This window comes from Saccharopolyspora sp. NPDC003752 (genome assembly GCF_053605825.1).
Genome location: NZ_JBSGJZ010000004.1, coordinates 181539 through 194981, shown reverse-complemented (window position 1 = coordinate 194981; position 13443 = coordinate 181539). Strand labels below are relative to the sequence as shown.

The following is a 13443-nucleotide window of genomic DNA, read 5'->3' as shown; positions in this document are numbered from 1 at the left end:
CGCCCGGCTGTCCACCGCGCGCCGGGATCACGGTGCGCGGTGGACGGCCAGCTCGACTCCGTCGGCCAACCGGTAGGGCCTGGTCTCCACGAGGGTTCCGTGCAGGCGGCGCAGTCGCGACACCTCCGCGCGGACGGTGACGAGGTGCTCGGAGTCGCCGAACAGGGCCCGGCTGAGCGCCTGCGCGGTGAGGCCGGCGGGGCCGGCGGAGTGCAGGAGCGCGAAGATCTCGGCGTGCCGCCTGGTCAGCGGGCGGTGCCATTCGGCGTCGCCGGAGCGCAGGCGCAGGATCGGCGAGCCGGACAGGTCGAGGTCGAGCAGCACCGCCCGCCCGCGGTCCGACGGCCGGATCAGCCAGCCGTCCGCCAGCCGCTCGGGCAGGCAGGCACCGACGCCGGGAACCGCGATGACCTGCCCGTCGGCCGGCGCGGCGATCCGGTCCCCCACCGCGATGCCCGAGCTGTGCGCGACCCAGCCGTCGTCGTCGACCAGCAGGGCAGGCCCGGCGGCCGCGGCCAGCAGCGGCTCGGCCGACCGCCGCAGCCGTTCCAGACCCTGCCGATGGCCGCGCCAGAGCTGGGACTCGGCGAGCCGTCGCGCCGTCTCCACCAGGGCGCCGATCGCCGGGTGCAGCGTCAGGGCGGGCCCGCTGACGTCGACGACGCCCAGCATCGCGCCGGTGCGCGGGTCGTGGATCGGTGCGGCGGTGCAGTACCACGGATGCTGGCCCTGCTCGAAGTGCTCGCCCGCGAGCAGCTCGACCGGCGCGGCCTCGGCCAGCGCGGTGCCGATCGCGTTGGTGCCCACATTCGCCTCGGTCCACTCGGCGCCCGGGCGGAAACCGAGGTCCTCGGCCCGGCGGCGGACCGGCGACGCGCCCTCCTGCCAGAGGATGACGCCATCGGCGTCGGTGACCACCAGCAGCAGCGGCGAGGCGTCGGACACCGCCCCGATCACCTGCCTGAGTTCGCCGATGACGTTCCGCAGCGGCGAATCGTGCCGCCGCCGCGCGAGTTCCTCCTCGGCGAGGGCGGCGCGGACGTTGCGCCCGTCTGCGGTGAGGCCGAGCCCGAGCACGCGCGACCAGGAACGGGAGACGAGGGCCCGTGGGCGCAGCTGCGGCCGGCTTCCGGAGATGACGGCGTCGTGCATCCGCACCAGGTCGCGGGCGTAGTCGGGCAGGTGCCGACCCGGCGGGACAGCGTGCGGAACGCTCACCGGTCCACCTCCTGCGCCATCGCTCTCGCGGCGATGATATGTGGCACCGGTCACTGCACGCGATAGCCAGGGCGGATTGCAATTCGCTGCAACCCTTGCCGACCACTCCTAGCGAGGAGTGTGATCTGCGCTACTCGACAACTGGGATGACAGGGAGTTGCGATGACGCAGACGATCGACCCGGTGGCACGGCCCGGCTCCCCGCAGGAGCGCGTCGATGCCTGGCTGAATCGTTTCGAGTCCGCGCTCGCGGCCGGCGACGCCCGGCAGGCCGCCGAGATGTTCGCCGCCGACAGCTACTGGCGGGACCTGGTGTCGTTCACCTGGAACATCAAGACCGTCGAGGGGCGCGAGGGCATCGCGCACATGCTGGAATCCTGCCTGGCCCACACCGCCCCCGCCGGTTTCCGCACCACGGAGGCCCCGGTCGAGTCGGCGGGCGTCATCGAGGCGTGGATCGAGTTCGAGACGGCCGGCGGCCGCGGGAAGGGACATCTCCGGCTGACCGACGAGGGCGGCTGGACGCTGCTCACCAGCCTGCGCGAGCTCAAGGGATTCGAGGAACCGCAACGCGAACGACGCCCGAAGGGCGCCCACCACGGGACGATCAGGGGACGTCGTTCCTGGGCCCAAGAACGCGACCGCGAGCAGGCCGAGCTCGGGCACGAGCAGCAGCCCTACGTCGTGGTCATCGGCGGTGGGCAGGGCGGCATCGCGCTGGGCGCGCGGCTCCGCCAGCTCGGCGTGCCCGCCCTCGTCCTCGAACGCAACGCCCGCGCCGGGGATTCGTGGCGCAAGCGCTACAAGAGCCTGTGCCTGCACGACCCGGTCTGGTACGACCACCTGCCGTACCTGCCCTTCCCCGACAACTGGCCGGTCTTCGCGCCCAAGGACAAGATCGCCGACTGGCTGGAGATGTACACGCAGGTGATGGAGGTCCCGTACTGGACTAGCTCCGAGGTCACCTCCGCCAGTTGGGACGACGAGGCCGAGCGGTGGACGGTGGTGGTCGACCGCGACGGCGAGGCGATCACCCTCACGCCCCGGCAGCTCGTCTTCGCCACCGGCATGTCCGGCAAGCCGAACATCCCGTCGTTCCCGGGGATGGACCTCTTCGAGGGCGATCAGCACCATTCCTCGCAGCACCCCGGCCCCGACTCCTACGCGGGCAAGCGGGCGGTCGTGATCGGCTCCAACAACTCCGCCCACGACATCTGCGCCGCGCTGTGGGAGCACGGCGCCGCGGTCACCATGGTGCAGCGCTCCTCCACGCACATCGTCAGGTCCGAATCGCTGATGGACATCGCCATGGGCGACCTCTACTCCGAGCGCGCGGTGAGCTCGGGGATGACCACCGACAAGGCCGACATGGTCTTCGCGTCGCTGCCGTACCGGATCATGCACGAGTTCCAGATCCCGGTGTACAAGCAGATCCGGGAGCGCGACGCGGACTTCTACGACCGGCTGGAGAAGGCCGGGTTCCTGCTCGACTGGGGCGACGACGAGTCCGGGCTGTTCATGAAGTACCTGCGCCGCGGCTCCGGCTACTACATCGACGTCGGCGCCTCCGAACTGGTCGCCGACGGCGAGATCGCCCTCGCCCACGGCAAGGTCGACCACCTCACCGCCGACGGCGTCGTGCTCGCCGACGGCACCGAACTGCCGGCCGACGTGGTCGTCTACGCGACCGGGTACGGCTCGATGAACGGCTGGGTGGCGGACCTGGCCGGCCAGGAGATGGCGGACAAGGTCGGCAAGTGCTGGGGCCTGGGTTCGGGCACGACGAAGGACCCCGGGCCGTGGGAGGGCGAGCAGCGCAACATGTGGAAACCCACGCAGCAGCAGGGCCTGTGGTTCCACGGCGGGAACCTGCACCAGTCCCGGCACTACTCGCTCTACCTCGCCCTGCAGCTCAAGGCCAGGTACGAGGGCATCCCGACGCCGGTCTACGGCCTGCAGGAGGTGCACCACCTGTCCTGACCTGTAGAGCCTTTTTCCAAACTCGTCTTGCGTGGCGGTGCGGGTAGCGGCCCCCCTGCGGGAATTGCGGTCGCCTTCTCGCTGTGGGATCCCCGACATCATGAATGCCAATTCACCACGTCGGGGCTGTCCTCGCGAGAAGACACCTGAGAACCCGCGGCGGTGCGAGCTGCGAGGGTGGGCTAAGCGGCTGCACCGCTTCAAAGACAAAACCCCGCGACACCACACCTCACACCACGACATCCAAAACAGCCGCTATAGCACAAAGTGCTCACGGACCTGTCGGGGCGCCGCTTCGCAGGAAGGTCCTCGGCTAGGCGCGTTCGGCTTCGTACTTCTTGGCCATGTGGGCCACCGCGTCGTGCTGGGCCTGGGCGTGGCCTTCCCGCGTCGCGCCCGCCCGCGCCTTCGCGTCCAATGTGGACTGCTGCTGCCCCTGGAAGGCGGGCACCACGTGCTGGGCGATCAGTTCGTAGGAGCGCTTCGTCGCCGCCGGGTTCGCCCACTCGTGCGCCATCAGCAGCATCGCGCCGAATCCGCCGGACTGGTCCACCAGCCGCTGCACCTGCTCCGCCGCGTCCTCCGGGGTGCCGATCACGCCGACGCCCGAATCGCGGATGAACGCGATCATCTCCCCCACGTCGCCGCCCGACACGTGCATCTGCGGGAAGGCCGCGATCTTCTGGAAGTACTCGAACCAGTCCTCGATCCCGTGCTCGACGTCCCGGTACGCCTGCTCCCGCGTCTCGGCGACGTGCATCAGGCCGACCAGCCGCCACGCCTCGCGATCCACCTCGGTGCCGAAGGCCTCGGCGCGCTCGGTCACGATGCCCCAGTGGTACCCCAGGGCGTCGAAGCTCTCGGCGGTGAGCGTCGCGCCGATCGACAGCAGCCCGATGCCGTGCCGCCCGGCCAGCCGGGGACCGGTCGGAGACGCCACCGCGGCCACCGTCACGTCGAACAGCGGATCTGAGTAGGGCCGCAGCTGCAGGCGCGCGTCGACGAGGTTGTGCGTCCGGGTCTGCGCGGTGACCGCTTCGCCGCGCAGCAGGCGCAGCACGATGTCGAGGTTCTCGTCGAGCAGCTCGCGGGTCTCGGTCGGGTTGAGGCCGATCATCGCCGAATCCGTGGGCAGCGAGCCGGGCCCGACGCCGAGCATGACCCGGCCGCGCGTGAGGTGGTCCAGCAGCACCATCCGGTCCGCCACCCACAGCGGGTTGTGGTACGCCAGCGAGATCACGCCGGTGCCGAGCCTGATGTGCCGCGTCCGCTCGGCCGCCGTGGCGATGAAGATCTCCGGCGAGGCGATCAGCTCGCTGCCCGCCGAGTGGTGTTCGCCGATCCACGCCTCGTCGTAGCCGAGCGCGTCGAGGTGCTGGATGAGTTCGAGGTCGCGGTGCAGTGCCAAGGTGGGGTTCTGGCCCGCGGTGTGGAAGGGGGCCAGGAAAACGCCGAAACGCAGCTTGCTCACGCCTACCTCCTGGGGTAGCCCGGGATGCCTTCCCCAGTGCACTAAAGTCGCCCGCGGTCTGCAATCGCCCGACCGGACCGGCCGGAATAGCCTGCGCCTATCGGTTCGTTAGGCGTGCCGTACTTGTCGTACCCACCGGTCGGTGATTCATTCGGTGCACAAAGCCGGTTTCCCGCTGTCCGCCGGTCCGAAGTGGACGACAAGGAGCTCGAGAGTGCCCGCAGCCGACCGGCCCGCCGCCGGTACCCCGTTCCCCGTCCGGCTGGCCGAACTCGCCGCCGCCGAACCCGACCGCGCCGCGCTGACCTGCGAGGACATCACGCTCACCCGGGCCGAGCTGGAATCCGAGTCGAACCGGCTGGCCCGCGACCTGCTGGCGCGCGGGGTGCGGCAGGGCGACTTCGTCAGCATCGTGCTGCCCAACGGGGTGCCCTTCGTGCTCGCCGAGATCGCGGCCTGGAAGGTCGGCGCGGTGCCCCAGCCGCTGAGCCCCAAGCTCCCGGCCGGCGAACTGGCGGAGATCATCGCGCTGACCGAGCCGGCGCTGGTGATCGGCGACGTCGAACCCGAGCTGACCGGCGGGCGCCCGGTGCTGCCCGCGCGGTTCCGCTCCGCCCAGCAGGACGACGGGCCGCTGCCGGCGGCCGTCTCCCCCGCGTGGAAGGCACCGACGTCCGGCGGCAGCACCGGGCGGCCCAAGGTGATCGTCGCGGGGCGGCCCGCGCTGGTGGAGGACGTGGAACCGTCCGCGGACAGCTTCGGCATCGAGCCCGGCGGCGTCGCGCTGGTGCCGTCCCCGGTGTCGCACAACGCGCCGAACATGTCCGTGGCCATGGGGCTGCTGCGCGGCAACCACGTGATCCTGATGCGCCGCTTCGACGCCGCCGAGACGCTGCGGCTGATCGGCGAGCACAAGGTGACCTGGCTGTACGTGGTGTCGACGATCCTGGCCCGGATCTCGAAGCTGCCCGCGGAGGTGCGCGACGCCGCCGACATGTCGAGCCTGCGCGCCGTCTTCCACACGGCGGCGCCGGTGCCGGTGTGGCTGAAGCGGCAGTGGATCGATTGGGTCGGGCCGATCCTGCGCGAGCTGTACGCGGGCACCGAGGCGCAGGCCGCCACGTTCATCACCAGCGAGGAATGGCTGGCGCACCCGGGCTCGGTCGGCCGGGTGCTGCGCGGCGAGATGGAGGTGCGCGACGCCGAAGGCCGGGTCCTGCCGCCGGGCCAGGAGGGCAAGGTGTGGATGCGCACGGCGGCGGACGTCGATCCGACGTACCGGCTGCTGGGCGGGCGGGCGCAGGTCGACGGGGAAGGCTGGGAATCCCTCGGCGACATCGGCTGGTTCGACGAGGACGGGTACCTCTACCTCGGCGACCGGGAGACGGACATGATCCTGGTGGGCGGCGCGAACGTGTACCCGGCGGAGCTGGAAGCGGCGCTGGCGCTGCACGACGCGGTGGTGGACAGCTGCGTGATCGGCCTGCCCGACGACGATCTCGGCAACGTCCCGCACGCGATCGTGCACCCGCGCCGCCCGGTGACCGAGGAGTCGCTGCTGGAACACCTCCGCACCCGGGTCGCGCCCTACCGACTGCCCCGGAGCTTCGAGTTCGTCGCGGACCCGCTGCGGGACGAAGCAGGCAAGATCCGCCGCTCCCGCCTCCGAGCCGAACGCCTCCCGTAATCACCCACCCTCCGACCATCGCCACCCAACGCACAGATAGCTGTGGACAACCTCCCCACAATTTCAATGGAAACCGCAGACCACCAACGTGTCGGCACACAACATGCCGACACCTGGGGACAACCTCCCACAGTTTCAATGGAAACCGCAGACCACCGGCGTGTCGGGGCACGACATGCCGGTGCCTGGGGACAACCTCCCACAGTTTCAATGGAAACTGCGGACCACCAGCGTGTCGGGGCACGACATGCCGGTGCCTGGGGACAACTTCCGCAATTTCAATGGAAATTGGACCTCTGATTTCCATTGAAATTGCGGGAGGGACGTGGTCAGGCGAGGTTGGCGAGGTTGGTCAGGGCCTTTTTGCAGTCTTCGGTGATCTCTCGGGTGATGTCCGCCGCCGGCCGGAGTTCCCGGAACGTGCCGACGACTTGGCCGATGAAGAACGATGCCAGGGCCTTCGCTCCGTCGTTGCCCGCTTCGGCCGCCTGGTTGATCCGCCGCCACGCCTCGTCGACCAGCATCGGTTGCAGCGGCATCGGCAGCGGCGACGGGCTGCCCGGGCTCGCCCACTCCTCGTGCCACGCGCTGCGCAGCTGGCGGGCCGGTTTCCCGGTTCGGGTCGGCGAGCGCAGCGTGTCGCCGCTGGTCGCGGCCAGGAACTTGGCCTTCACCGCGGGCGAGGTGATGTCCTCGTGGCTGGACAGCCACACCGAGCCGCACCACACGCCGGCCGCGCCCAGCGCCAGCGACGCCGCCATCTGGCGCCCGGTGGCGATGCCGCCCGCCGCCAGCACCGGCACGTCGCCCGCGAGATCCACGACCTCCGGTACCAGCACCATGGTCGCGATGGTCCCGGTGTGCCCGCCGGCCTCGGTGCCCTGCGCGACGAGCAGGTCGACGCCCATGTCCAGCTGACGCTGCGCGTGCTTCGGCGAGCCGACCAGCGCCGCGATCGGCACCCCGTCGGCCTTGCCGCGCTCCAGCATCGCCGGCGGCGGGGTGCCGAGCGCGTTCGCGACCAGGGCGACCCGGTGCGAGAAGGCGACGTCGAGCAGCGGCTGCACGATCTCCGGGCCGACGCTGGCGGCGAACCGGTCACCCGCCGATGCCGTATCGGCCGGCGGGATGTCGTACTTCGCCAGCAGCGAGTCGACGAAGTCGTAGTGCTCCTGCGGGATCTGGGCACGCAGGCTGGCCAGGTAGTCCGCCGGGTCTCCGGTGGCCGTCCTGGCGGGCACCAGCACGTCGACGCCGTAGGGGCGGCCGTCCACTTGCTCCTCGATCCAGGTGAGCTGCGCGTCGAGCTCTTCCGGGGTGTAGCCGGTCGCGGCGAGCACGCCGATGCCGCCGGCGTTGGTCACGGCCGCGACCACACCGGGTGACCGGTTGAATCCCACCAGCGGACTGTCGATGCCCAGCAGTTCGGTCAACGCGGTGCGCATGCGCGCTCCTTCCCATCGCCGGGGCGACATTGCGCCGGACAGCCGCATGATGCCTACTGCGGCCGCCGAGCACCAGAACGCATTTCGCCGACGTCGCCGCAATCCCCCACCCAGGTCTATCCACAATGGACGAATACGTGGGCGAAACATCCCGAATCGAGCTGAATCGACACCGGCAGCGCCTTGCGGCACGAGGTGAACACGAGTTTACTTGCATGGTGAACACAAGTTCACGCCGATAGCGAGGAGCCCGATGAGCCTGGCCACGCCCACCGCACGACGCAGTTCGAGGCTCGTCATCGGAGTCCTCGCCTCGTGCGGCATCGCGGTGTCGTTGATGCAGACCCTGGTCGTACCGCTGCTCCCGGAATTCCCCAGGCTCCTCGATACCTCGCGGTCCAACGCGGGCTGGCTGGTCACCGCGCCGCTGGTGGCGGGCGCGGTGTGCGCACCCGTCCTCGGCCGGCTCGGCGACATGTACGGCAAGCGCCGGATGCTGCTGATCTCGCTGGCCACCATGGCGGTGGGCAGCGCGATCGGCGCCGTCAGCGACGACTTCACCGCCGTGCTCGTCGGGCGGGTGCTGCAGGGCGCGGCGGTCGGCGTGGTGCCCCTGGGGATCAGCATCATGCGCGACGAGTTACCGGAGGGCCGGGTCGGTTCCGGGGTGGCGTTCATGAGCGCGACGCTGGGCATCGGCGGCGCGGTGGGGCTGCCGGTGACCGGCGTGGTCGCCGAGAACCTCAACTGGCACTGGCTGTTCGCGGGCGCGGCCGTGTTCGCGATCGCCGAGATCGCGCTGATCCTCTGGATCGTCCCGGAGTCGCCGCTGCGCACCGGCGGCCGGTTCGACTTCCTCGGCGCGGTGGGGCTGTCGGTGGCGCTGACGTGCCTGCTGCTGGCGATCTCCAAGGGCAACGAATGGGGCTGGACCAGCGGGATCGTCGTCGGCCTGCTCGTCGCGGCGGCGGTGTCGTTCCTGGTGTGGGGCGTGTACGAACTGCGCGTCGATGCGCCGCTGGTGGACCTGCGGGTGTCGGCCCGGCCCGCGGTGCTGCTGACCAACATCGCGTCGGTACTGGTCGGCATGGCGATGTTCGCCGGGTTCCTCGTGGGCTCGCAGATCCTGCAGGCCCCGGAGGACACCGGCTACGGCTTCGGCATGTCGCTGGTGCTGACCGGCCTGGTGCTGCTGCCCATCGGCGCCGCGATGGGCGTGTTCTCGCCGGTGTCCGCGCGGATCTCCCGGCGGCGCGGCCCGCGCACCACACTGATCCTGGGCGGCACCGTGCTGATGGTGGGCAACCTCGCGGGGTCCTTCCTGCACTCGCCGCTGCCGCTGGTGGTGTTCAACCTGACCGTGGGCGCGATCGGCGGCGCGTTGTCCTACGGCGCCCTGCCCACGCTGATCATGCAGGCGGTGCCGCAGACCGAAACGGCCGCCGCGAACAGCCTGAACAGCCTGGCCCGCTCGATCGGCACGTCCAGTTGCAGCGCCATCGTCGTCGCGCTGACGACCGGGTCGGTGGTGCAGATCGCCGGCGTGAACTACCCGTCGACGCTCTCGTACTCGTGGGTGTTCCTGGTGGCGGGCGCGGCGGCGCTGCTGGCCGCGCTGATCGCCGCGGCGACGCCGGGAACCCGCCGGTACACGCCTGTTACCGCGCAGGTGGCGACCGCGGCCGCGCGGTCGCGCTAGCCTGAACGGCATGTCCAGCACGGCTCCGGCCCCAGCGGTCGCCGAGGACCAGCGGCGCGACGCGTGCGCCACCCGCGAAGCGATCCTCAAGGCGGCGCGGCGCCGCTTCTCGTCGTGCGGCTACGCCGACGTGACGCTGCGCGACATCGCGGCGGACGCCGAGGTCAGCGCGGCGCTGGTGATGAAGTACTTCGGCAGCAAGGAAAGCCTGTTCGCGGAGGCCTCGGGCTTCGAGCAGGACGCGGAGCGACTGCTCGACTGCGAGCTCCCCCGGCTCGGCGAGCACCTGGTCCGGACGCTGCTGGACTACCACGACCGGACCCAGGGCGACCCGCTGGTGCGGGCGGTCTTCACGTCGTCGCGACCGGCCGGGGCCCAGTTCCGCGCGAATTTCGAACGCCAGCTGGTGAGCCGGCTGGCCAAGCGCCTGACCGGCCCGAAGGCGCGCCTCCGGGCGGAGCTGGTCTGCAGCCACCTGATGGGCCTGGGCGCGGCCCGGCTGGTTCTGAAGACCAAGGCGATCAGCGCAGAACCGAAGGAAGACCTGATCGCGATCACGGCCCCGCTGCTGCAGAACTGGATCGACGGCCCCCTGTAGCGCACCGATTCCGGTCAGCCGGCCGCTTCGACGTACGACGCCAGGTTGGCGAGCGAGGAGGCGATCCCCTCCTCGTGGGCCGCTTGATCGATACCGGGTGGCACATCCGCGGCGGTGACGGTCACCTCGGTCCCGGCGCCGGCGGCGGCGAGGTGCCAGGTCATCGTCATGGTGCCCGCGAACGACGGATCGTCGGCCTCGAACACCGCCCGCTGCACGACGCGCTCGTTCGGCACCAAGTCGGCGAACCCGACGTCGACGACGTCCGTGGCACCCGAGGTCTTGCCGGGGCTACCCTCGGGATCGAGGTAGGTGAGGACCATCCGGAACCCGCCACCGGGCCGGGGATCCCACCGCTCGATCCGGCCGCGCATGCCGTCCGGCGGCAGCCAAGCTTCGAGGGACTCCCGGTCGAGGAGAGCGCCGTAAACGGTCGCCGGTGGCGCCGCGATCACCCGGCTGGCGCGATCAGTCCTGCCCATGCACCGATTCTAGGCGTTTTCATCGATCCCCTCGCCGGTTTCCTCCTCCAGGCACGCCGATACGGGTTTCCGCTAGGCACGCGGAACCGCGACATTCCCTCATTCGCGAGCCTGGCTCAGCAGCGGCGCGAGGATTTCGCGCAATTGGGCCGGGTTTTGGTGGTGCAGTGCTCTCATGCCCAGCCCCCGGGCCGCTTCGACGTTCTGGAGGGTGTCGTCGATGAACAGGCAGCGGGCTTCCGGGACACCTGCTCGGGTCGCCGCGAACCGGTAGATCCCCGGGTCCGGTTTGGCGATTCCCACCCGGGCGCTGTTGACCACTTCGTCCAGGAGATCCGCTATCCCGAGCCGGGCCAGGTCCGATTCCAGCCTGGTGGTCGCGTTCGACACCAGGACCACCGGGACGTGTTCCCGCGCCGCCGCGAGCAGTTCCGCGACTTCTTCGACGACTTCGCCCGCGTGGGCGGACCACTCGGCGACGAGCGCACGCGCCGCCTCCGGGCTTCCGCAGGCTTCGGCGAGGTCGGCGGCGATCGCCGCGCGCCATTGCTCGTCCGTCCGGGCCCCGGTGATCGCGGGGTTCAGCCGGTCCGGCGCGAACGCCGTCTTCGCCAGCGTCCCCCGCGGCAGGCCGTTCGCGCGGTCCAGTCCGGACATGATTTCCGGGTCCCACCAGCGAATGACTCCGTCGAGGTCGCAGAGGATCGCATCGAACTCCTTCTCGGGCATGGAGCCCATGGTGCCACCAGCGGACGGTCCACGGCCGCCGCACCGGTCCGGCCGGAGCACTCGGCCCGCCAACAACCCGTGCGAGCCCGGAATCCGCCCGCACTGTCGCCATCGGACAGACCTCCATCCTGGATCGATCGCGGTGCGCTCGTCCCGGATTCCCTGCTATGCACGGACTTTCGGTCGCACGCAGGTTAGGCCGTTCAGTCGTTGGATTTCAACCTTCGATTGCGCAAACTTCGTCAACAGGTAACCCCTGATCAAGGAGGCGAAATGACGAGCTACGTCCGGCACATCGCGGCACGACTGGTCGGCAAGACCCGGATGGGCGGCTTCTACACCTACTGGATCATCGCCAACTGACACCGCGGCGGGGTGGAGACCGCTCCTCACTCCACCCCGCATTCCGGAGGGAAACCGTTGACCAGCACCAGAACCAGCACGGCACGGCCGCCCGGCCCGAAGGGTCGCCTACTGGTCGGGAACACGCTCGACTACGACCGCGACCGGATGGCTTTCCTCCGCCGCTGCCACCAGGAATACGGCGACGTCTTCTCCTTCGACGACCGCACGATCGTGGTGCTCGCGCCGGATCTGGTGCACGACATGCTCGCCCGGACCAACGAGGACTTCCACAGCGAGAGCACGCCGATCGCGACGCGGATCGATCCGGAGCGCGCGGCGACGGACGCGCAGGTGTGGATGACCGCCAGGCGGAAGGGCTGGCACGGGCTCAGCCGCGCGGTCTCCCACGCCCATTCGGCCCGGCTGCACCCGCTGTTCCAGCGGACGCTCGACGAGACCGGTGGCCGCCAGGTCGAAGTCCTCCACGTGATGGAGCAGTTCGCCGGCCGCGCCACGGCGGACTTCTGCCTGGGCGCCGATTCCGGTGGCGTGCCGGAGGTCCTGACCGAGAACGTCAAGGCGATCGAGCCGCTCGGTGGCAGCTCCCAGCTGTTCCCGGCGTGGTGGCCGTCCAAGCGCATCCGGCGCTTCCTCAAGGCGCGGGAGAGCACGCTGGTCGTCATCACCGAGAAGATCCGGAAGCGCCAGGCGAGTGCGCCGGCACGGCCCGAGCAGCCGCAGGACCTGCTCGACGTGCTGCTCGCCGCGCGAGATCCCGAGCTCAGCGAGCTCCAGGTCCAGCGGTTGCTCCGCGGCATCATGCTGGCCGCGTACGGGGTGCCGGCTTCGGCGCTGACGTGGCTGGTGCGGGTGCTGGCGACCGAGCCCGAATTGCGGCGCCGGGTGTCCGAGGAGGCCGAGTCGTGGCCGCACGAGGAGGCACCGCCGCTGTCCGCGTTGCCGCAGACCGAGGCGGTGATCAAGGAAGTCCTGCGGCTGTGGCCGCCCACCTGGCTGATCGGGCGGACCGCCCGGCGGGAGACCGCGCTCGGCGAGTGGCGGCTGCGGCCGAACGACCAGGTGATGTTCAGCCCCTACCTGATCCACCGGGACCCGCGCTGGTGGTCCGATCCGGACCGGCTGGTGCCGGAGCGGTGGCTCGACGCGCAGGCGTCCCCGCACCGCCACACCTACATCCCGTTCGGCGCCGGACCCCGGGTCTGCGTCGGCACCCAGCTCGGCATGATCCAGCTGGCGCTGGCCGCCTTCTGGTTGGTGCGCGAGTACGAGGTGACCACAGAGGACGGTGCCTGCCCGCCGAAGTTCCAGGAACTCCTGCAGCCGCAGGGATTCACCGCCCGTTTCACCCCGCGCAAGCCGTGAGCGAAAGGCCGGTTCACAGCGGCAGACCGGCTTCCAGATGCTCCAGGCCCGATCCAACGCCTCCAGCGCGTCCAGGTCCGGATCATCCGCCCAGCGCAGCCACACCTCCAGCAGCACGACGAACACCGCTCCGGTGAAGCTGCGGACCGCCGCGTCCCCTGGATCGCGACCGGCCCGTTCGGCCACCAGCTCGGCGAGCATGCGCTGGGTCTGCCTGATGTTGCCGAGGCTCGCCGCCCAGAGTTTCGGGATTCTCCCCGGAAGTTGGACTGAGAAATTCAGTTCCGACTACCGGGGAGCAGTCGTTTGGCTGGGCGAAGTTCGTTGACCGCAGAGCAGCGTGCGGTGGCGATAGGGTTGTTCGATGATGGTTGGGCGGATCGTTCGGTCGCGACCAGGCTCGGCG

At 70.3% G+C, this 13443-nt stretch carries 10 protein-coding genes and 1 pseudogene; 5 read left to right on the top strand and 6 right to left on the bottom strand.

Translation table 11 applies throughout. The features are described 5' to 3' along the window. Positions 1–27: 27 nt before the first annotated feature. Positions 28–1218 (bottom strand): transcriptional regulator, encoded by a 1191-nt coding sequence (locus ACWEV3_RS07630; RefSeq protein WP_452613100.1) that lies wholly within the window; start codon positions 1216–1218, stop codon positions 28–30. A 162-nt stretch (positions 1219–1380) separates the two neighbouring features. Between ACWEV3_RS07630 and ACWEV3_RS07625 the strand changes: the two genes are divergently transcribed. After that, complete coding sequence (locus ACWEV3_RS07625) at positions 1381–3198, top strand: NAD(P)-binding domain-containing protein (protein ID WP_452613099.1); 1818 nt, start codon at positions 1381–1383, stop codon at positions 3196–3198. Between the two features lie 313 nt (positions 3199–3511). Here ACWEV3_RS07625 and ACWEV3_RS07620 read toward each other — a convergent pair whose 3' ends face one another. After that, on the bottom strand, positions 3512–4669 hold the full coding sequence (locus ACWEV3_RS07620; RefSeq protein ID WP_452613098.1) for an LLM class flavin-dependent oxidoreductase: 1158 nt from the start codon (positions 4667–4669) through the stop codon (positions 3512–3514). Between the two features lie 214 nt (positions 4670–4883). Between ACWEV3_RS07620 and ACWEV3_RS07615 the strand changes: the two genes are divergently transcribed. After that, on the top strand, positions 4884–6356 hold the full coding sequence (locus tag ACWEV3_RS07615) for an AMP-binding protein (protein WP_452613097.1): 1473 nt from the start codon (positions 4884–4886) through the stop codon (positions 6354–6356). Positions 6357–6685: 329 nt separating this feature from the next. On the opposite strand, the gene ACWEV3_RS07610 is transcribed toward ACWEV3_RS07615, so the two are convergent. Continuing rightward, positions 6686–7801, bottom strand: a complete 1116-nt coding sequence (locus ACWEV3_RS07610; RefSeq protein WP_452613096.1) for an NAD(P)H-dependent flavin oxidoreductase — start codon at positions 7799–7801, stop codon at positions 6686–6688. 253 nt (positions 7802–8054) lie between these two features. On the opposite strand from ACWEV3_RS07610, the gene ACWEV3_RS07605 reads away from it, so the two are divergent. Both ACWEV3_RS07605 and ACWEV3_RS07600 read left to right on the top strand, forming a co-directional pair. Continuing rightward, the gene (locus ACWEV3_RS07605) at positions 8055–9500 is read left to right on the top strand and encodes an MFS transporter (protein ID WP_452613095.1); all 1446 of its coding nucleotides are present in this window, start codon (positions 8055–8057) and stop codon (positions 9498–9500) included. Positions 9501–9510: 10 nt separating this feature from the next. After that, complete coding sequence (locus ACWEV3_RS07600; RefSeq protein ID WP_452613094.1) at positions 9511–10098, top strand: TetR/AcrR family transcriptional regulator; 588 nt, start codon at positions 9511–9513, stop codon at positions 10096–10098. Between the two features lie 14 nt (positions 10099–10112). Here the strand turns inward: ACWEV3_RS07600 and ACWEV3_RS07595 are convergent, their stop codons facing one another. Then, positions 10113–10580, bottom strand: a complete 468-nt coding sequence (locus ACWEV3_RS07595; RefSeq protein ID WP_452613093.1) for an SRPBCC family protein — start codon at positions 10578–10580, stop codon at positions 10113–10115. A 99-nt stretch (positions 10581–10679) separates the two neighbouring features. Beyond that, positions 10680–11309 (bottom strand): HAD family hydrolase, encoded by a 630-nt coding sequence (locus tag ACWEV3_RS07590; protein WP_452613092.1) that lies wholly within the window; start codon positions 11307–11309, stop codon positions 10680–10682. A gap of 420 nt (positions 11310–11729) precedes the next feature. Here ACWEV3_RS07590 and ACWEV3_RS07585 point away from each other — a divergent pair, with 420 nt between their 5' ends. Next, the gene (locus ACWEV3_RS07585) at positions 11730–13037 is read left to right on the top strand and encodes a cytochrome P450 (RefSeq protein ID WP_452613091.1); all 1308 of its coding nucleotides are present in this window, start codon (positions 11730–11732) and stop codon (positions 13035–13037) included. Positions 13038–13079: 42 nt separating this feature from the next. On the opposite strand, the pseudogene ACWEV3_RS07580 reads toward ACWEV3_RS07585, so the two are convergent. Next, positions 13080–13319 (bottom strand): annotated as a pseudogene (locus ACWEV3_RS07580) (acyl-CoA-like ligand-binding transcription factor); the annotation flags it as partial. Positions 13320–13443: the final 124 nt, after the last annotated feature.

Excerpts from the sequence above, each read along its gene's own strand:
- ACWEV3_RS07600 (WP_452613094.1), top strand. The coding sequence starts at position 9,511 with ATGTCCAGCACGGCTCCGGCCCCAGCGGTCGCCGAGGACCAGCGGCGC.
- ACWEV3_RS07625 (WP_452613099.1), top strand. The coding sequence starts at position 1,381 with ATGACGCAGACGATCGACCCGGTGGCACGGCCCGGCTCCCCGCAGGAG.
- ACWEV3_RS07590 (WP_452613092.1), bottom strand. The coding sequence starts at position 11,309 with ATGCCCGAGAAGGAGTTCGATGCGATCCTCTGCGACCTCGACGGAGTC.
- ACWEV3_RS07595 (WP_452613093.1), bottom strand. The coding sequence starts at position 10,580 with ATGGGCAGGACTGATCGCGCCAGCCGGGTGATCGCGGCGCCACCGGCG.
- ACWEV3_RS07610 (WP_452613096.1), bottom strand. The coding sequence starts at position 7,801 with ATGCGCACCGCGTTGACCGAACTGCTGGGCATCGACAGTCCGCTGGTG.
- ACWEV3_RS07605 (WP_452613095.1), top strand. The coding sequence starts at position 8,055 with ATGAGCCTGGCCACGCCCACCGCACGACGCAGTTCGAGGCTCGTCATC.